The organism is Moellerella wisconsensis (assembly GCF_022592395.1).
Classification (GTDB): domain Bacteria; phylum Pseudomonadota; class Gammaproteobacteria; order Enterobacterales; family Enterobacteriaceae; genus Moellerella; species Moellerella wisconsensis.
This window is the reverse complement of the sequence record NZ_CP093242.1, coordinates 2,818,640-2,838,303: the sequence shown is the minus strand read 5'-3', so window position 1 is coordinate 2,838,303 and position 19,664 is coordinate 2,818,640. Positions and strand designations below refer to the sequence as shown.

At 42.5% G+C, this 19,664-nt stretch carries 12 protein-coding genes; 9 read left to right on the top strand and 3 right to left on the bottom strand.

From position 1 onward, the window contains the following. Nucleotides 1–7 precede the first annotated feature (7 nt). Together hrpB and mrcB are read left to right on the top strand one after the other, a co-directional pair. Entirely contained in the window at nucleotides 8–2,530 is a 2,523-nt protein-coding gene (gene hrpB / locus MNY66_RS12460) for an ATP-dependent helicase HrpB (protein ID WP_156171057.1), read from the top strand. 357 nt (nucleotides 2,531–2,887) lie between these two features. Further along, nucleotides 2,888–5,404 carry a bifunctional glycosyl transferase/transpeptidase gene (gene mrcB, locus MNY66_RS12455; RefSeq protein ID WP_047256886.1) on the top strand — a complete coding sequence of 839 codons (2,517 nt, stop codon included), beginning with the start codon at nucleotides 2,888–2,890 and terminating at the stop codon, nucleotides 5,402–5,404. A gap of 193 nt (nucleotides 5,405–5,597) precedes the next feature. On the opposite strand, the gene hemL is transcribed toward mrcB, so the two are convergent. Beyond that, entirely contained in the window at nucleotides 5,598–6,884 is a 1,287-nt protein-coding gene (gene hemL / locus MNY66_RS12450) for a glutamate-1-semialdehyde 2,1-aminomutase (RefSeq protein WP_053907752.1), read from the bottom strand. Between the two features lie 413 nt (nucleotides 6,885–7,297). On the opposite strand from hemL, the gene erpA reads away from it, so the two are divergent. After that, complete coding sequence (erpA, locus tag MNY66_RS12445) at nucleotides 7,298–7,642, top strand: iron-sulfur cluster insertion protein ErpA (RefSeq protein WP_047256884.1); 345 nt, start codon at nucleotides 7,298–7,300, stop codon at nucleotides 7,640–7,642. 151 nt (nucleotides 7,643–7,793) lie between these two features. On the opposite strand, the gene btuF is transcribed toward erpA, so the two are convergent. Both btuF and mtnN read right to left on the bottom strand, forming a co-directional pair. Beyond that, on the bottom strand, nucleotides 7,794–8,639 hold the full coding sequence (btuF, locus tag MNY66_RS12440) for a vitamin B12 ABC transporter substrate-binding protein BtuF (protein ID WP_241501003.1): 846 nt from the start codon (nucleotides 8,637–8,639) through the stop codon (nucleotides 7,794–7,796). 121 nt (nucleotides 8,640–8,760) lie between these two features. Beyond that, nucleotides 8,761–9,453, bottom strand: coding sequence for a 5'-methylthioadenosine/S-adenosylhomocysteine nucleosidase (gene mtnN, locus MNY66_RS12435; RefSeq protein ID WP_047256883.1), 693 nt, complete (start codon nucleotides 9,451–9,453; stop codon nucleotides 8,761–8,763). 257 nt (nucleotides 9,454–9,710) lie between these two features. Between mtnN and dgt the strand changes: the two genes are divergently transcribed. From dgt to eno, 6 genes are all read left to right on the top strand, one after another. Further along, nucleotides 9,711–11,234, top strand: coding sequence for a dGTPase (gene dgt / locus MNY66_RS12430; protein ID WP_241501002.1), 1,524 nt, complete (start codon nucleotides 9,711–9,713; stop codon nucleotides 11,232–11,234). A gap of 431 nt (nucleotides 11,235–11,665) precedes the next feature. Beyond that, nucleotides 11,666–13,000 (top strand): 23S rRNA (uracil(1939)-C(5))-methyltransferase RlmD, encoded by a 1,335-nt coding sequence (gene rlmD, locus MNY66_RS12425; protein WP_047256881.1) that lies wholly within the window; start codon nucleotides 11,666–11,668, stop codon nucleotides 12,998–13,000. 16 nt (nucleotides 13,001–13,016) lie between these two features. Continuing rightward, nucleotides 13,017–15,251: a GTP diphosphokinase gene (gene relA / locus MNY66_RS12420; RefSeq protein ID WP_047256880.1), complete on the top strand. Its 2,235-nt coding sequence runs from the start codon at nucleotides 13,017–13,019 to the stop codon at nucleotides 15,249–15,251. Nucleotides 15,252–15,459: 208 nt separating this feature from the next. Continuing rightward, nucleotides 15,460–16,257 carry a nucleoside triphosphate pyrophosphohydrolase gene (mazG, locus tag MNY66_RS12415; protein WP_241501001.1) on the top strand — a complete coding sequence of 266 codons (798 nt, stop codon included), beginning with the start codon at nucleotides 15,460–15,462 and terminating at the stop codon, nucleotides 16,255–16,257. A gap of 253 nt (nucleotides 16,258–16,510) precedes the next feature. After that, nucleotides 16,511–18,148: a glutamine hydrolyzing CTP synthase gene (gene pyrG, locus MNY66_RS12410; RefSeq protein WP_047256878.1), complete on the top strand. Its 1,638-nt coding sequence runs from the start codon at nucleotides 16,511–16,513 to the stop codon at nucleotides 18,146–18,148. 64 nt (nucleotides 18,149–18,212) lie between these two features. Next, nucleotides 18,213–19,514 (top strand): phosphopyruvate hydratase, encoded by a 1,302-nt coding sequence (gene eno / locus MNY66_RS12405; protein ID WP_047256877.1) that lies wholly within the window; start codon nucleotides 18,213–18,215, stop codon nucleotides 19,512–19,514. Nucleotides 19,515–19,664: the final 150 nt, after the last annotated feature.

Below are 19,664 nucleotides of genomic sequence, written 5' to 3'. Positions count from 1 at the left end.
AATAATAGTGTCATTATTACCTATATATCAAGTAAGTAACTCTTTACTTGCCGCATTAAAAAATAGCAATCAAGTACTATTACATGCGCCAACAGGTGCGGGTAAGTCGACGGCACTGCCATTAGAAATTTTAAAGAGTGGGGTCATTGAGGGGCGAATTATCCTGCTGGAGCCTCGGCGTATTGCAGCGCGAAATGTCGCTTACCGTTTGGCCGAGCAATATGGCGAACCCATCGGAGAGACAATTGGCTACCGTATGAGAGCCGAGAGTCGAATCAGTGCGAATACGCGCCTTGAGGTGGTAACCGAAGGCATATTAACCCGCATGTTGCAGCAAGACCCATTATTAGAAGGTGTGGGGTTAATTATTCTGGACGAGTTCCATGAACGTAGTTTACAGGCTGATCTTGGTTTAGCGCTATTATTGGATATTCAGCAAGGATTACGCGAAGACCTGCGTATTTTATTGATGTCAGCGACATTAGACAGCAAGCGTTTAACCAGCTTGTTCCCAGATGCTCCAGTGATTGTTTCTCAAGGGCGCTCTTTTCCGGTAGAACGGCATTTTCAGCGTTTGAATCCGCATAGACCCTTTGCGGCTGAAGTTGCTTCGGCTGTTTGGCAATTGATGTGCTCGCACTCGGGATCGCTGTTGTTATTTTTACCGGGAATTGGCGAAATTCAGCGGACATTAACCGAGCTTTCGGCGCGTGTAACACCAGATATTTTGCTTTGTCCGTTATATGGCGCGTTATCGATACAAGCGCAGCAGCAAGCTATTCTGCCAGCGCCTGTCGGACAGCGAAAAATTGTGTTAGCCACGAATATTGCTGAAACCAGTTTGACCATTGAAGGTATTCGGCTGGTGGTCGATAGCGGTTTGGAACGCATAGCCCAGTTTAATCCGCGTAATGGTTTAACGAAATTAACTAAACAGCAAATTAGCCAAGCGTCGATGATCCAGCGGGCGGGGCGTGCCGGGCGTTTAGAGCCGGGAGTTTGTTGGCATCTTTTCAGTCGCGAACAGGCGGAGAGAGCCCCTGAGCATAGCCAACCCGAGATTTTACACAGTGATTTGAGCGCGTTATGGCTATCGATTTTACAGTGGGGATGCCAAACCCCCCAACAATTATCGTGGTTAGATTATCCACCAGAAATGCATATTCGGGCGGCGAATAAATTACTGGCGCAATTAGGCGCCGTAACAAGCACCGCTCGCGATCAGGATAATCATCGCGCCTACGATTTATTGAGTCATAAAGTGACACTGACGCCGAAAGGGCAAAAAATGGCTGCGGCTGGAAGCGAGCCCCGGTTATCCGCCATACTGTTTTATGCACAACAAACTGATGATAACGCATTGATTAAATTGGCTGGATTAATAATCGCTATATTAGAAGATCCGCCGCGCAGCAAAGGTTTGTCTGATATAGCAATTTGGCTAGCAACGCCAACCGACAAATGGTGTCACCGTGCCTCACAAATCTGTGGTCTTAAAGTAACGGGGCAAGACAGCCGACAATTGGCGAGCCATCCCGCATTGGCTTTATTATTGGCGCAAGGATTTGCCGATAGAATCGCTAAAAATCGTAATAATCAGTCACGTTTTCAATTAGCTAATGGTTCTGGAGCACAAATTGAGCCACAGGATAGTTTGGCGGATCAAGCGTGGGTGATTGCCGCTCAATTATGGCAAGGAGACTACAGCGCGGATGCCAGCATTGGGCTGGCTGTGGCCGTTGATATTGAGCAATTAGAGCATCACTGCCCGGCGTTATTTAACCAGCAAGCAGCGGTAGAATGGGATGAAAAACGTGGAACCTTAATTGCTTGGCGGCGTACTTTGTGCGGTGAATTAATTGTCCGCTCGGAGCGTTTAGCTAATCCCTCAGCGAAGGAGATAACCCAAGCGCTATTATACTGGGTAAAAAATAATGGATTACAAGGCTTTGTCTGGAGTGATGCCGCCTTGCAGTTGCGTATTCGTTTACAATTAGCGGCTCAATGGTTCCCTGAGATGGATTTGCCTGCGGTCGATGATGAATCGCTATTAGCTTCCCTCGATGAGTGGCTATTGCCATTTTTATCGGGAGTAAAAGATTTAGCCACATTACGCGCAATTAACTTACAACAAGCGCTAACTCAGCGGTTAGATTGGCAACAAAAGCAATGGCTTGAAACTATGTTACCGACACATTATCTCACACCGACTGGAAATAATGTACGCATTGAATATTCATTGGATAAACCGCCAGTTATTGCGGTACGCATGCAAGAAATGTATGGTGAGTCGCATAATCCAACCGTTGCGGGCGGAAGAATAATCGTGACATTGGCTTTATTATCACCCGCAATGCGCCCGTTGCAGATTACCCAAGATTTAAATGCGTTCTGGAAAGGTAGCTATCGTGAAATTCAAAAAGAGATGAAAGGTCGTTATCCGAAACATTTATGGCCTGATGATCCCGTAAAAACTTTGCCGACGCAAAAAACTAAAAAAGCACTGGATCGGCGTAATGAGTCGATTTAATCTAGAAAGTAATAGGCTATTGATTATTAGTTAATTAATTGAATTAATTTGATATTATTTGATTTTTAGGTGGGACTTTCACTGTAAGCACCCCACGGTTTATTAGAGTTTTGTGTCTATTTGGGAGCTTTCCTCTGTGAATTAAGGGGCAATGTAAGCCAAAATCGTCAATAAGTTAAGATTACTCCAACCAGAGGCTGAATAGATTAAAAATCAAGCCGATGCAGAGCCCGTAATAATCAGTGCAAAACATTTATTTTAAGCCGGTTAAATAATCGTACCCTATAGCTTAAAAAGATAGTTGAACATGAACAGTTAAACGTGAAAAAACGTAAAAATTGAATATGATAGGTGCAAATGTCAGGTAAAGATTTTGAACCCATAGGCAAGCGTAAAAAAACACGCCCAACTAAAAAACCAGCGAATTCTCGTCGCCGTCAGCGGCGGGATGATTATGATGAATCTCCATTCGATGATGAACAATTTAATGAACATACAGAGTATCAGCAAGAGGACGAACTGATGGCGAAGAAAAGCAAAAAAGGGCGTCCGAATAAGCAAAAAAGTAAATGGCGTTGGTTTTGGCTATTGGTCAAAATCGCCTTGGTTATTACGCTGTTAGTCGGCATTTATGGGGTTTATTTATACCAAAAAGTCAGTGAACGCCTTGACGGCAAAGTGTGGGATCTTCCTGCCGCGGTGTATGGCCGTATGGTCAACCTCGAGCCAGGCATGGATTATAGTCAAGCCGAAATGGTACGCTTGTTGAATGGCATGCAGTATCGACAAGTCAATAAAATCACCCGCGCTGGGGAATTTGTGGTGAAAGGCAACACCATTGAGATGTTGCGTCGGCCATTTAATTTCCCTGATCAAAAAGAAGATCAGATCCTTGCTCGTTTATATTTTGAAAAAGGGCGCTTAGTTAAAATTGAGAATATGGAAAATAACCGTATTTTTGGTTTCTTCCGTCTCGATCCAAAATTAATCACGATGTTACAGTCGCCAAATAATGAACAGCGATTAGTACTACCGATTGAAGATTTTCCTGAATCGTTAATTAAGGTGCTATTAGAAACTGAAGATCGCCGATTCTATGAGCACGACGGTGTCAGCATTTATTCTATTGGCCGTGCAGTGATAGCCAACCTAACCGCTGGACGTGCCGTGCAGGGGGGCAGTACCTTAACTCAGCAATTAGTCAAAAACTTATTTTTAACGAACGAACGCACACTTACCCGTAAAGCCAACGAAGCCTATATGGCGGTACTGATGGACTACGGTTATAGCAAACAACGTATTTTAGAATTGTATCTCAATGAGGTGTATTTAGGCCAAAGTGGCGATGATCAAATTCGTGGTTTCCCATTGGCGAGCTTATATTATTTCGGTCGCCCGGTTGATGAACTCAGTCTTGATCAGCAGGCTTTATTGGTCGGCATGGTCAAAGGTGCCTCATTATATAATCCGTGGCGCAATCCTAAATCTGCCTTAGAACGCCGCAATGTAGTCTTGAAATTATTGGAATCGCGCGGTGTTATTGATCAGGCAATGTACGATGTTCTCAGCGCTCGCCCACTGGGCGTTAAAGCCAAAAGTGGCGTGATTACTCCACAGCCGGCATTTATGCAAATGGTTCGTCAAGAATTGAGCGAAAAGCTGGGGGATAAATTTGATAATTTATCTGGGGCTAAAATCTTTACTACTCTCGACCCTGTTTCGCAGGATGCAGCCGAAAACGCGGTAGAAAAAGGCGTAGCAAATTTAAGAGAAACACGAAAAATTAATGATTTAGAAGGCGCCATTGTTGTCGTTGATCGAATTAATGGTGAAGTTCGGGCTATGGTCGGAGGTTCTCAGCCGCAATATTCAGGCTTTAATCGTGCTCTGAATGCTCGTCGCTCGATTGGTTCATTGGCCAAACCTCCGGTCTATTTAGCCGCATTAAGTGAGCCTGATCGCTTCCGTTTAAATACTTGGCTATCCGACGAGCCATTAGCATTGAAAGTGGGTAATCAAACATGGAAACCAAACAATTATGATCGCCAATTCCGTGGCCGAGTGATGTTGGTTGATGCGTTAGCTAAATCGCTAAATATTCCAACCGTTAACCTCGGTTTAGAAGTAGGGCTTGATCAAGTGGTTAATATTTTTGTGCGCTTAGGTGCACCGGCCAATGTATTAGAAAAAGTTCCGGCCATGCTACTTGGCGCGATAAACTTAACCCCTATTGAAACAGCGCAGGTGTATCAAACCATTGGTGGTAACGGTAATCGCGCGAAGTTATCGGCATTACGCTCAGTCATTGATGGTGATGGTAATGAGATTTATCAAAGTTACCCTTCCGCGGAGCGAGCTGTTCCTGCTCAGGCTGCCTATTTGGCATTATATGGTATGCAGCAAGTGGTCGATCAAGGAACCTCGCGTGCATTAAAAACTAAGTTTGCAAAATATAACTTAGCTGCCAAAACCGGAACAACCAATGACTTACGTGATAGTTGGTTTGCGGGAATTGATGGTAAGGAAGTTACCATTGTTTGGGTAGGCCGTGATAATAATGGTCCAACTAACTTGACGGGCTCTACAGGCGCTCTGAAGATTTATCAACGCTATTTAGATAATCAAACGCCTTTAGAACTGATTAATCGTCCGCCAGAAGGTATCGTTGAGATGCGCGTTAATGCTGATGGACAATTTAATTGTTCAGAATTTGGCGGAGGGCGTGTGTTGCCTGTGTGGACTGAAAATCCACAATATTTATGTGAAACACAGTCCTCACAACAACCAAATTGGAATTTAAATAATAATGCTAATCCACCACAAGAAAATGATGCACCGGATTGGGTTAAAGAGATGTTTGGCGGTAATAATTAACCTTGTGGCTTACGCTGTATTGAACAAGTAACAGTGGGTTAATTATTAACCTGAAAATAGAGAGTTAGGTTATTTGTAACTCTCTAAAATCAGTTATTCGATAGCCATAAAAATGCCGCGTTGTATAAATACAGAGCGCGGCATTTTTTTATGGGCTGTACTGATACCGATTAATGAGCATCAGTAAAAACGATTATTTGTCCATTTTGGCGAATGCTTCGCGTGCTGCCTCAAGAGTTTTATCAATATCTTCATCGCTATGAGCAATCGACATAAAACCTGCCTCGAAGGCTGAAGGGGCTAAATAAATCCCTTTTTGCAGCATTAAATGGAAGAACTGTTTAAAGCGTTCGGTATTACACTGCATCACATCTTGATAGCAAGTTACGCGTTTGGCATCGGTGAAGAAAATACCAAACATGCCGCCAACATGATTGACGACCAGCGGGATCCCTTCTTCTTCAGCTACTTTTTCTAATCCACGCGCCAGCTTGTCGGTTAATTCCGCGAGTCGAGCATGTACGCCAGGTTGAGCGACTTCATTTAAACAGGCTAATCCCGCCGCCATCGCGACAGGGTTACCGGATAAAGTCCCTGCTTGATAAACTGGGCCAATAGGAGCCAGTTTTTGCATTACATCAAAACGCCCACCAAATGCGCCGACAGGCATACCGCCGCCAATAATTTTACCTAGGCAGGTTAAATCTGGCACTACGCCGTAGTAGTCTTGAGCTCCACCTAGGGCAACGCGGAAGCCTGTCATGACTTCATCAATGATAAGCAAGGCACCGAATTCATCACACAGTGCGCGTAGGCCCGGTAAAAAGTCTTGATTTGGCGGAATGCAATTCATGTTACCTGCGACCGGCTCGACAATAATACAAGCAATGTCCTCAGGGTAGTTTTCAAACGCTTGACGCACTGAAGATAAGTCATTATAAGTACAGGTCAGCGTATGTTTTACAAAATCTTCTGGCACGCCCGGAGAATTAGGCTCACCCATGGTTAGCGCGCCTGAGCCCGCTTTAACCAGCAAGCAATCCGCGTGGCCATGATAGCAGCCTTCAAATTTAATGATTTTGTCACGTTCGGTATAACCACGGGCTAAGCGGATTGCGCTCATAGTCGCTTCGGTTCCCGAGTTAACCATACGTATCATATCAATGGATGGCATTAATTCGCAGACTAAATCTGCCATTTGTACTTCAGCTGCGGTTGGTGCACCAAAGCTCAGGCCTTTATTAACCGCCTTTAGTACGGCATCACGAATGGCTGGGTGATTATGACCTAAGACCATCGGGCCCCATGAACCGACATAATCAATATAAGATTTACCATCTACATCATAGATATAGGCACCATCAGCCCGCTCAATAAATAGAGGGGTACCGCCGACACCGTTAAAGGCACGTACCGGTGAATTTACGCCGCCGGGGATAAGTTGTTGTGCTTTGTCATAAAGTGTTTGAGAATGGCTCATTCAGGGCTCCAAGTAAGAAGGTGAGCTAATTAATACCGCCATTCTAAAGCACTGTAGGGGTTAAGCCAAATACTCCGCAGCACTGTTTTCCAAAAGTGCCAAAAAGTGTCACAATAGTTGAACCCATTGGTCGGGTATTAGATAATTACGATACTCGCCATACTTTAGGTTGCAGGTGTGCTCAGCATAAGGCGATGAATAAAGGGTTTTCAAATAGAAATAACAAAAAATTCAAATTGATGTTATTTCATTAGATTACCTTGAGTTTTACCGGGTTATCTTGTCGGACTATTGTGAATTATCATGTTCTGCAACTGCGCCAGTTTAAGGGCAGTATTTAGAGTAGAGACAGATCAGAGTAAGCCTTGCTGGCTTCTGAATGAGATTACCGGTTTCCGGTTTGGAGTAATGAAATGAGTGATAATGTAGCACTGCCTCTGCAATTTACCGATGCAGCAGCGATTAAAGTTAAAGACTTGGTTTCTGATGAAGAGAATCCAAATCTGCGTTTACGTGTCTATATCACCGGCGGCGGATGCAGTGGTTTTCAGTATGGGTTTACCTTTGACGATAAAGTCAATGAAGGTGATTTAACAATCGAGAAACAAGGCGTTGAACTGGTTGTTGATCCTATGAGCTTACAATATTTAGTCGGTGGTTGTGTTGATTACACCGAAGGTCTTGAGGGATCACGTTTTATTGTAACCAACCCGAATGCTAAAACGACGTGTGGCTGTGGTTCATCTTTCAGTGTCTGATGTTGGTGATAATACGATTAGAATCCCCCCCTATTTCACTATATTCAGCCCACTAATTTTCGTGGTACTGAATGGTCAGTGGTCAGCGAGCTACAAAATGACCAAGGGGATGGGCTCCGCCCCTTGGTTTTTTATCGTCATTAAATTTGGTTTATTGGTTGATAGGATTGATTTGCGCGCACAATTGTTGAGCGGCTAGTAGGCTTCTCGGACCGGCTCGGTGAAACCAATCTTGATTTAATGAGATAATTTTGACCTTCATTTGAGGTTGCCAAAACTGCTCAATAATTGATTTTTGATCTTCAGAACCTGCGATAATAATATATTCCGGCTGACGGACTAAAACTTGTTCGCGGCTCACTTGCGGCCAAGGAATTTGGCTGTTGGCAAAAATATTCTGTCCCCCACATAAAGCCACAATTTCATTTTGTAAGGTTTTCCCTCCGGCGGTAAACAGTGGCTGCGTTCCTAGCTGAATAAATACCGGTTTATTTATGGCATTATTTTGATATTTCTGATGTAAATCATCTAATTGCTGTTGCAATAATTGTGTGGATTTTTTAGCGATATCAGGATGTGGGCTATATTCTGCTAGCGTATTTATTGCCGCAATAATTTCATTGATTGAATTGGGATCAAAATAGATCACCGGAATACCCAAGGCTGCGATTTGGTCGAGCGGCCGCTGCGGATTCCCTCCGCGCCATGCGAGAATTAAATCAGGTTTTAAGGCAATAATACGTTCTAAGTTAATCCCTTGCCAATCAGCAACTTGTTCTAGTTTTTTGGCTTCAGGGGGATAATCGGAATAGGCACTAACTGCAATTAAACTATCTCCCATGCCTGCGGCGTAGGCTAGCTCTGTATTAGCGGGTGATAAACTGATAACACGTTGTTTTACCTCTGCATAACTTGCTGTGATTGAAAATATACTGGTAAATAACAGGGTGAAAATAACGGCTGCGATTGGGGGAATTCTAACGTGTATTTTATGCATCGCGCGCGATCCGTGATAGGTAAAATTAGCGACAGTTAATAAAACCAATAATTCTATGTGCTATCAATAACGCCAATTATTTTTATCGCGCAAATTAATAGCACAGTGATTAGTATGATGATTAATTAAGCTCAGTGAGCATCGCAGTAATCATTAATGAAGATTGGCGTGCGGCTACAGGTAAGAACTCATCAAAACTGGTGTGAGATTGTTTATCTGCGACATCAGAAATTGCTCTAACCACCACAAATGGCACGTTAAATTGATGGCAAACGTGGCCGACAGCTGCGGCTTCCATTTCTACCGCGGCCACTTGCGGGAAGATATGGCGAATACGTGCTAGCGGCTCAGAGCCATTAATAAAGGCATCGCCACTGCAAATTAAGCCACGAACCGCATTTAAATTTAATTGTTGGATGCATTTTTCTGCCAGTGCAATTAATTTTTCGTCAGCGATGAACGCGGGTGGACATTGTGCCATTTGGCCTGGTTCATAGCCGAAAGCAGTGACATCAGCGTCGTGATAGCGCACTTCAGTAGAAACCACAATATCGCCAACATTCAATGAGGCGTCTAATCCCCCGGCAGAGCCAGTATTGATAACAAAATCGGGTTTGAAGTGCTCAAGTAATAAAGTGGTGCCAATTGCCGCCGATACTTTACCAATACCTGATTTTAGTAGTGCGATATCAATCCCGTTTAATTTACCGCTGTAAATTTCACAGCCGCCAAGAGCCAGTGTTTGACACCCTTCAATTTGAGCGCGCAGAAGGGTCACTTCTTGCTCCATTGCACCTATAATACCGACTTTCATTATGTGATACTCTTTGTTGGTTAATTAAACACTTACGTCTGTATACTCGCTCAATTATGGTAGATTATTTAGCGGGGATGAGTAAATATAAAAAGTAGTAATAAATTATGAAAATAATAAACTGCCTCCCGAACCATAATATGAGCCGTTACAGCGCTAATGCCATTAAGTGTAGCATTGAAAAGTCGGGTGGCTATAAGGTTTTATCATTAATTAAGTGATGATGAGATACCGCCAAATAAGCCAAGGGGAAATCAATGGCTGAGATTAATTTCAAACAAAAATTGAGTTACCAGCGCAGTTATAATAGCCAAAAAAATATTACGTCAATTCCAGATGATGAAGATTTAATTAATCGCCAATTTGAAAGCGATCGTGGTCGAATTATTAATTCCGCAGCTATTCGCCGTTTACAACAGAAAACCCAAGTCTTTCCACTAGAACAAAATGCGGCGGTAAGAAGTCGTTTAACTCATTCCCTTGAAGTTCAACAAGTTGGGCGCTATATCTCTAAAACTGTATTTGCTGAATTAAGAAAACGCGGTTTGATTGAACACTATGGATTAACTGATCGAATTGATGCTTTTGAAAGTTTAGTCGAAATGGCGTGTTTGATGCACGATATTGGTAATCCTCCGTTTGGACATTTTGGTGAAGCGGCGATTCAGAGTTGGTTTAAACAGCTATTATCACCAGAATATCAATGGGATACCCAGCAAGCCGATCCCTGTTTTATTGCGCCGCTAAAATTAACGGGTGAACCAAGGGGGGATTTATTTCGTCGCCAATTACGTCGCGATCTGTGTTTATTTGAAGGTAATGCGCAGGGGCTACGTATGGCTCATCAATTACTTAAATTGAATTTAACCTATGCCCAGATTGGTTCCATTTTAAAATATACTCGAGGAGCTTATGATTTAGCGCCTATCCCGCCTGAATTTAATTATCTAATGAAAAAACCCGGCTATTACTGGTCAGAATCTGCGTTTATTAGTGAATTATGCAAAGCGTTAAATATGGATAAATATTGCCGCTTCCCATTGTCATATATTATGGAAGCTGCCGATGATATTTCGTATTGTATTGCTGATCTAGATGACGCAGTTGAAAAAGGCATATTTACCGTCGATCAGTTGAAGGATTATATTCGCCAAGAATGGGGCGACGTTACACCGGGTGATTTGTTTGAGCAAACAGTTATTCGAGCGTATAAAAATATTAGCAATAATCATACTCGGCGTATTCAGCAAGATCAGTTTTTTATGTATTTACGGGTCAATATTACGAGTAAATTAGCGCCTTATAGTGCCCAGAGATTTATCGATAATTTGCCAGATATTTATTCTGGACATTTTAACAGCGCATTATTAGAAGATAAAAGCCAAGAACATCGATTGTTATTGGCATTAAAACGCGTTGCTTCTCGTCATGTTTTTAGTCACCCTGAAGTTGAACAACTTGAATTACAAGGTTACAAAATTATCAATGGGCTGCTTGATGCTTACCGTCCGTTATTATTGATGTCTCGCGTCGATTTTATGGCATTAGCTAAAGATGATCACCACCCAGATTATTTTATTGAAACTCGATTATTGCATAAGTTATCCAATAAGCATCGGCTCTCTTATCGAGAAGCTATTGAACAGATCGCTGCCACTGATGATAAAGAAAAAGATATGTTGGAATTTTATTATCGAGCACGATTAATTCAAGATTATATCAGTGGCATGACTGATCATTATGCATATGAAGAATATCGTAAATTTATGGTAAGCAATTAATTAAGCTTAATTATCAACTTAAAGTTTGGTTAATGGTTTTGTTATGACTATCAATAATGGATTTAACCCTTAATAAAGGTAAATCAGATGTGTTTTATTATGTGGCCTCAATTTAATTCACAGTTTTTTAGTTAAAGTATTCGGGGTAAATGATATACTTAAGAAAAATATGACATTCTTAGATACGTTATTTTCAGTCAATAAATGATAAATCATATTTCAATGATAATAACGATAGAGCTAAGGCAAAATAGACTAATATCCGTCGTTGAATATCGATGATGATGTATTAATTAATGCGCTGTTCTTACGGATGAATTATGTCTTTGCTTGACTAATTTACAGATTCTTTTTAAGAAGTTCGGTGCCAGAAAGTTAATTTCCCCTTATAATAGGGTTAACTTAAAATTTTATTCCTCGTAGTGACTAATATGGTGCAATTTTACTCGCCACATCGCCGTTCCATTCAACGCCGTACTCTCACGGTTTGTGCAGATAATTTAGATGCCGCAGGGCAGGGCGTTGCTCGTGCTGATGGTAAAACAATTTTTGTTGCCGGTCTCTTACCCGGAGAAGAAGCCAGCGTTGAATTAATCGAAGAAAAACGTCAATTTGGCAAGGCGAAAATCATTAAACGCTTTTCAGACAGCCCTTGGCGAGTGGTACCTAAATGTCAGCATTTTGCTAAATGTGGCGGATGCCAGCAACAACATGCGGCAATTGCTTTACAACGAAAAAGTAAAGCCGATGTTTTATCTCGTTTAGTCGCCAGAGAAACTGGCGTTGAATTATCCGCTGAACCGGTAATTTGTGGTGCCGAATACGGTTATCGGCGCCGAGCACGCTTGGGGCTTCAATACCAAGCAAAACAACGGCATTTGGTGATGGGCTTTAGGCAAAGTCAGTCGAATACGCTAGTGGACATAAAAATGTGCCCAGTCATGCAGCCTGAGCTAGAAAATATTTTATTGCCATTATCAAAATGCCTAAATCAACTAAAATCCGCCCCGCGTTTGGGTCATGTTGAGCTAATCTATGCCGATAATGTGCTGATGGTGGTATTACGGCATCTCGATCCGCTTCCCAAAGCAGATAAACTACAATTGCATCAATTTGCATTGCAGCATAGTCTCAAGGTGTTACTAAACCAGGGGGATAGCCAGCTTGAAACGTTAGATAGCGCAGAAAATATTACGCCAATGTATCAGGTTGCGGATGCCCTGCTGACCTTCAATCCGCTGAATTTTATTCAGGTTAACAGCCAAATTAATCAGCAGATGGTGGCTCAAGCGATTGAATGGTTAGCGCCACAACGTGATGATCGAGTTTTAGATCTGTTCTGTGGAATGGGGAATTTTACTTTGCCTCTGGCGCGTTATGCCGGTGAAGTGGTGGGCGTTGAGGGGGTTGAAACATTGGTGTTGAATGCTCAACATAATGCGCGGCTTAATGAATGCCATAACGCCACATTTTTTCATGAAAATCTTGAGGCCGATATTCAATCTCAACCTTGGGCGCAACAAGGTTTTAATAAGGTTCTGCTAGATCCCGCACGCGCAGGAGCTGCGGGGGTTATGGCGCATATCGCTAAGCTGTTACCGGAAAAAGTAGTCTATGTCTCGTGTAACCCGACAACATTGGCACGTGATAGTAAAATTTTATTGGATGCCGGCTACAATTTAGTAAATTTACGGATGCTGGATATGTTTCCGCAGACCGGTCATTTAGAATCAATGGCATTATTTGTCCGTACTCCGACGATTTAACAGGTAGGGAGATATTATGGTTGCTGTAAGAAGTGCGCATTTAACCCCCGCGGGTGAGTTTGCTCCAGAGAAGTGGGTAAGCAGTCTAGGGTTAAATAATTCTCAATCAGAAGAAAAACTTATCCATACCTGGCAATATTGTCGCGATAAAACGCAAACGCAGGAAAATGGTGAGCTGCTGTTATGGCGTGGTATCGAAATGGTGGAGATTTTATCCACTTTAAGTATGGATATCGGTAGCCTACAAGCCGCGATGTTATTTCCTCTGGTGGAAGAAAAACACCTTACAGCGCCTACGGTGACTGAAGATTTTGGTCAGCCTATTTATGACTTGGTCAAAGGCGTATTGGAAATGGACGCAATACGCCAATTAAAAGCCACTCAATCGACAGAAACCAGCTCGATTCAAGTGGATAACGTTCGGCGCATGTTGTTATCCATGGTAGAAGATTTTCGCTGTGTGGTGATCAAGCTAGCAGAGCGTATTGCTCATTTGCGTGAAGTTAAAGACGCGACAGAAGATGAACGCGTTTTAGCCGCTAAAGAATGTTCAAATATTTACGCTCCACTGGCTAATCGCCTCGGTATTGGTCAGCTAAAATGGGAACTTGAGGATTTTTGTTTCCGCTATCTACACCCCGAAGAATATAAAAAAATCGCTAAATTACTGCATGAACGGCGTATTGATCGTGAAGGATATATTGATACTTTCGTCAGCACCGTGCGTAAATATATGCAGAAAGAAAATATTCAGGCAGATGTGTATGGGCGACCAAAACATATTTACAGTATTTGGCGCAAAATGCAGAAAAAATCCTTGGCTTTTGATGAATTATTTGATGTTCGCGCCGTCAGGATTGTGGTTGAACGCTTGCAAGATTGCTATGCGGCTCTTGGTATTGTACATACTCATTATCGCCATATGCCTGATGAATTTGATGATTATGTGGCTAACCCAAAACCGAACGGTTATCAGTCTATTCATACCGTGGTATTAGGCCCCGGCGGTAAAACGATTGAAATCCAGATCCGTACCCGCCAAATGCATGAAGATTCGGAACTGGGAGTAGCAGCGCACTGGAAATATAAAGAAGGTGCAGCTGCGGTAGCAGGCCGTGGCAATAGCTATGAAAATCGAATTGCATGGCTGCGTAAATTAATTGCTTGGCAAGAAGAGATGTCAGATTCCGGCGAGATGTTGGATGAAGTGCGTAGCCAAGTTTTTGATGATCGAGTATATGTGTTTACCCCGAAAGGCGATGTGGTTGATTTGCCAGCCGGTTCGACGCCTCTGGATTTTGCCTACCATATTCACAGTGATGTCGGCCATCGTTGCATCGGCGCGAAAATTGGGGGCCGTATTGTTCCGTTTAGCTATCAACTTCAAATGGGGGATCAAATTGAAATTATCACCCAGAAACACCCAAACCCAAGCCGTGACTGGTTAAATCCAAATCTGGGATACATTACTACTAGCCGTGGACGTGCCAAAGTACATAACTGGTTCCGTAAGCAAGACCGAGATAAAAATATTTTGGCCGGGCGTCAAATTCTCGACAATGAGATTGTGCATTTAGACATTAGCTTGAAAGAAGCCGAGAAACTGTTGATCGCGCGTTATAATGTACATTCGCTAGACGAAGTATTGGCAGGAATTGGTGGCGGCGATATTCGTATTAATCAATTGGTTAATTTCTTACAGAGCAAATTTAATAAAACCACCGCAGAAGAAGCTGACCGTGAGGCATTAAAAAGCCTAGAAAATAAAACCAGTGCCGTGCGTCAACCACCGAAAGACAGTGGTCGAATCGTGGTCGAAGGCGTTGGTAATTTAATGCATCATATCGCTAAATGCTGCCAGCCAATTCCGGGCGATGATATTGCCGGCTTCATTACTAAAGGTCGGGGCATTTCTATACATCAACTGGATTGTGAGCAGTTGGCCGAGCTTCAAAGCCATGCCCCTGAGCGGGTTATTGATGCCGTTTGGGGTGAAAATTATTCCAGTGGCTATTCATTAGTGGTGCGTGTACAGGCCAACGATCGCAGCGGATTATTGCGTGATATCACCACGATATTAGCCAATGAAAAAGTCAATGTGCTGGGAGTCAGCAGCCGGAGCGATGTTAAGCAGCAGTTGGCGACTATTGATATGACGATTGAAATTTATAACTTACAGGTACTTGGCAGAGTATTAGCTAAACTGAATCAATTACCTGATGTTATTGAAGCCAAACGTTATTCCCAGTAATTGAACCTAACATATTGAATTTAATCCTGAGCTATAACCACCATATTGTGGGTTGCTATAAGGCCATAACTCTTGCCCTGATGATCGAAACTGATCAGGGGGCAGAAGGCCAAGCAGCTTAATTTAAGGCGGCGATACTCAGGATTTATTATTTTTATGGCTTATAAATAGAAAATACATACAGAGCTGAAAATTAAGAGCAAAAATTATGACAAAATCTGAAACACAGTTAACTCGATTATTGCAAATTATGGCGCAACTGCGTGATCCAGAATCAGGATGCCCGTGGGATAAACAACAAACGTTTGACACCATCGCCCCATATACCTTGGAAGAGACATATGAAGTTTTAGATGCGATTGAACGCAAAGATTTCAGTGACTTAAAAGGTGAGTTAGGGGACTTGTTATTCCAAGTGGTGTTTTATGCTCAAATGGCTCAAGAGCAAAATTTATTTGATTTTAATGATATTTGCCAAGCGGTTAGCGATAAATTAGAGCATCGTCATCCACATGTGTTTTCAGCGGCTGAATTAGATGAAGCACAAATATTAGCTGGCTGGGAGCAACGTAAAGGACAAGAACGCGCATTGAAAGCGCAATTTTCAGTATTAGACGATATTCCTAACACGCTACCAGCATTGATGAAAGCCTATAAAATTCAAAAACGCTGCGCATCTGTAGGGTTCGATTGGGATACGCTTGGTCCAGTGCTGGATAAAGTGTACGAAGAAATAGACGAAGTGATGGATGAAGCGCAGCAAGCGGTGGTCGATCAGCAACATCTGGAAGAGGAAATCGGTGATTTATTATTTGCGACTGTTAATTTATCACGCCATTTAGGGCATAAACCTGAAATGGCGCTGCAAAAAGCCTGCGATAAATTCGAACGACGCTTTAGAAAAATCGAAACTATGATCTCTGACAAAGGACAAACGCTAGAAACTGCTACACTAGAAGATATGGAAGATTGCTGGCAGCAAATAAAACAGCAAGAACGCCAGTGAAACATAAGGCTGAAAGGATTTAGCTAAGAGTATTAAAATACGGGTTAAAGTGTGTTAATCTAAAAATAGATAATAAATGAGCTAATTAACCGGCGTAAATATTTTTACGTATAACTTTTTGATATTATTAGGGTATTGATGAAACTAAACCTTATTGTGCTCAGATCATTTGTAGCGAATTTAAGGTTCGGGTATACTGTTTTCCCGTCCTGTTATATCCATCATCTTTTAAACCTAAACTTTCAGGTTCAGCATGAAAACTAATTATATTTTTGTGACCGGCGGGGTCGTATCCTCTCTGGGTAAAGGCATTGCCGCAGCCTCTTTGGCGGCTATACTCGAAGCCCGTGGACTCAATGTCACTATCATGAAACTGGATCCGTATATTAACGTCGATCCGGGTACCATGAGTCCAACCCAACACGGGGAAGTTTTCGTTACAGAAGACGGCGCTGAAACTGATCTTGATTTAGGTCATTATGAGCGTTTTATCCGTACTAAAATGACACGTCGTAATAACTTCACGACTGGGCGTGTTTATTCTGAAGTTCTGCGTAAAGAACGTCGCGGCGATTATCTGGGCGCCACTATCCAAGTTATTCCTCATATCACCAATGAAATTAAAGACCGCATTATTCGCGGTGGTGAAGGCCATGATGTAGTATTGGTTGAGATTGGTGGTACGGTAGGTGATATCGAATCACTGCCATTCCTCGAAGCGATTCGCCAAATGGCGGCAGAAGTGGGTCGTGAGCATACTTTATATATGCATTTGACTTTAGTTCCTTATTTGGCTGCGGCAGGTGAAGTAAAAACTAAACCTACTCAGCATTCAGTTAAAGAATTATTGTCTATTGGTATTCAGCCTGATGTATTGATTTGTCGTTCAGATAGGGTTATTCCGGCGAATGAACGTGCAAAAATTGCTTTGTTCTGTAATGTGCCAGAAAAAGCAGTTATTTCACTCAAAGATGTTGATTCTATTTATAAAATTCCAGGCCTATTGAAATCACAAGGCTTAGATGAGTATATTTGTAAACGATTTAACTTAGATTGCCGTGAAGCTAATTTGTCTGAATGGGAACAAGTTATTTACGAAGAAGCTAATCCATCAGGTGAAGTAACTATCGGTATGGTCGGTAAATATGTTGAGTTACCAGATGCCTACAAATCAGTTATCGAAGCATTAAAACACGGTGGGTTGAAAAATCGCCTGACAGTCAATATTAAGCTGATTGATTCTCAGGATATCGAAACCCGTGGTGTAGAATTATTAAAAGGATTAGATGCGATTCTGGTTCCGGGCGGCTTCGGTCAACGCGGTATCGAAGGCAAAATTATGACTGCCAAGTATGCGCGTGAAAACAACATTCCATATTTAGGAATTTGTTTAGGTATGCAGGTAGCCCTGATTGAATATGCGCGAAATGTTGCCGGTATGGAAGGCGCTAATTCGACTGAATTTGATCCAAACTGTAAATTCCCTGTCGTTGCGCTGATTACTGAATGGCGTGATGAAGAAGGGAATATTGAAGTTCGCAGTGAAGAAAGCGATCTGGGTGGCACTATGCGTGTGGGTGGTCAACCATGCCATCTCGTCAATGACAGCCTAGTACGCGAAATGTATGGCAATAGCACGATTATTGAACGTCATCGCCATCGTTATGAAGTGAATAACATGATGCTAAAACGCATCGAAGATGCTGGTCTAAAAGTCGCTGGTCGTTCAGTTGATAACAAACTGGTGGAAATTATTGAGAACCCGAATCACCCATGGTTTGTGGCATGTCAATTCCACCCTGAATTTACCTCGACACCAAGAGATGGGCATCCATTGTTTGCAGGTTTTGTAAAAGCCGCTGGTAACTACCAGAAAGGCCAGTTGAAATAAGATATGGGAGGGCTAGCAACGGTTGCTAACCTTCCGAAATTTAACTTGTACTGAGGAAAACCTAATGTCCAAAATCGTAAAAGTGATCGGTCGCGAAATTATTGACTCTCGTGGTAACCCAACAGTTGAAGCAGAAGTTCATCTGGAAGGTGGTTTTGTTGGTTTAGCGGCTGCTCCATCAGGCGCATCAACAGGTTCTCGTGAAGCGTTAGAATTGCGTGATGGTGATAAATCACGTTTTCTGGGCAAAGGCGTACTGAAAGCAGTTGGCGCGGTTAACGGCCCAATCGCTGAAGCGCTGATTGGTCAGGATGCTAAAGATCAAGCTAACATCGATAAAATCATGATCGAGTTAGATGGTACTGAAAACAAAGCAAAATTCGGTGCTAACGCGATTCTGGCAGTTTCTCTTGCTAACGCAAAAGCAGCGGCAGCAGCGAAAGGTATGCCTCTGTATGAGCATATCTCTGACCTGAACGGTACACACGGCAAATACTCTATGCCTCTGCCAATGATGAACATCCTGAACGGTGGTGAGCACGCGGATAATAACGTCGATATCCAAGAGTTCATGATCCAGCCAGTCGGTGCTAAATCACTGAAAGAAGCTGTTCGTATGGGTTCTGAAGTTTTCCATTACTTAGCTAAAGAACTGAAAGCGAAAGGCATGAGCACTGCAGTAGGCGACGAAGGCGGTTATGCACCAAACTTAGCCTCTAACGCAGAAGCGTTAAGTGTTATCAAAACTGCAGTAGAAAAAGCGGGTTATGTTTTAGGTAAAGACATCACTTTAGCTATGGACTGTGCAGCTTCTGAGTTCTATAACAAAGAAACAGGTAACTATGAGCTGAAAGGTGAAGGCCGTACATTCACTTCTCACGAATTCTCAGAATACTTAGCAGACCTGACCACTCAGTATCCTATCGTTTCTATCGAAGATGGCCTGAATGAATCAGATTGGGATGGCTTTGCTTACCAGACTAAAATTCTGGGTGATAAAATCCAATTGGTGGGTGACGATCTGTTCGTAACTAATACCAAAATTCTGAAAGAAGGTATCGATAAAGGTATCGCTAACTCTATCCTGATTAAATTTAACCAAATTGGTACACTGACAGAAACTCTGGCAGCGATCAAAATGGCTAAAGATGCAGGTTATACTGCGGTTATCTCTCACCGCTCTGGTGAAACAGAAGACGCAACTATCGCGGATCTGGCAGTAGGTACAGCAGCAGGCCAAATCAAAACGGGTTCTATGAGCCGTTCTGACCGCGTGGCTAAATATAACCAACTGATCCGCATTGAAGAAGCTCTGGGTGAACGTGCTCCATTCAATGGCCTGAAAGAAGTTAAAGGCCAAGCATAATCGCTGATGCTTTAAATGCTGAATAATTGATTGAACGGGAAGGTATATTATCTTCCCGTTTTTTTATGTTTAATAGTTAATTTTTGCTTAACTAAATTCCTCGTTATTTAAGATTCTCTCGAATTATTTTCCTCCACTCTCATTAATAAA

Bases quoted from the DNA above. Each gene is read 5' to 3' on its own strand.
- hemL (WP_053907752.1), bottom strand. From the start codon at position 6,884: ATGAGCCATTCTCAAACACTTTATGACAAAGCACAACAACTTATCCCC.
- mrcB (WP_047256886.1), top strand. From the start codon at position 2,888: ATGTCAGGTAAAGATTTTGAACCCATAGGCAAGCGTAAAAAAACACGC.
- pyrG (WP_047256878.1), top strand. From the start codon at position 16,511: ATGAAAACTAATTATATTTTTGTGACCGGCGGGGTCGTATCCTCTCTG.
- btuF (WP_241501003.1), bottom strand. From the start codon at position 8,639: ATGCATAAAATACACGTTAGAATTCCCCCAATCGCAGCCGTTATTTTC.
- relA (WP_047256880.1), top strand. From the start codon at position 13,017: ATGGTTGCTGTAAGAAGTGCGCATTTAACCCCCGCGGGTGAGTTTGCT.
- mazG (WP_241501001.1), top strand. From the start codon at position 15,460: ATGACAAAATCTGAAACACAGTTAACTCGATTATTGCAAATTATGGCG.
- dgt (WP_241501002.1), top strand. From the start codon at position 9,711: ATGGCTGAGATTAATTTCAAACAAAAATTGAGTTACCAGCGCAGTTAT.
- erpA (WP_047256884.1), top strand. From the start codon at position 7,298: ATGAGTGATAATGTAGCACTGCCTCTGCAATTTACCGATGCAGCAGCG.
- eno (WP_047256877.1), top strand. From the start codon at position 18,213: ATGTCCAAAATCGTAAAAGTGATCGGTCGCGAAATTATTGACTCTCGT.
- mtnN (WP_047256883.1), bottom strand. From the start codon at position 9,453: ATGAAAGTCGGTATTATAGGTGCAATGGAGCAAGAAGTGACCCTTCTG.
- rlmD (WP_047256881.1), top strand. From the start codon at position 11,666: ATGGTGCAATTTTACTCGCCACATCGCCGTTCCATTCAACGCCGTACT.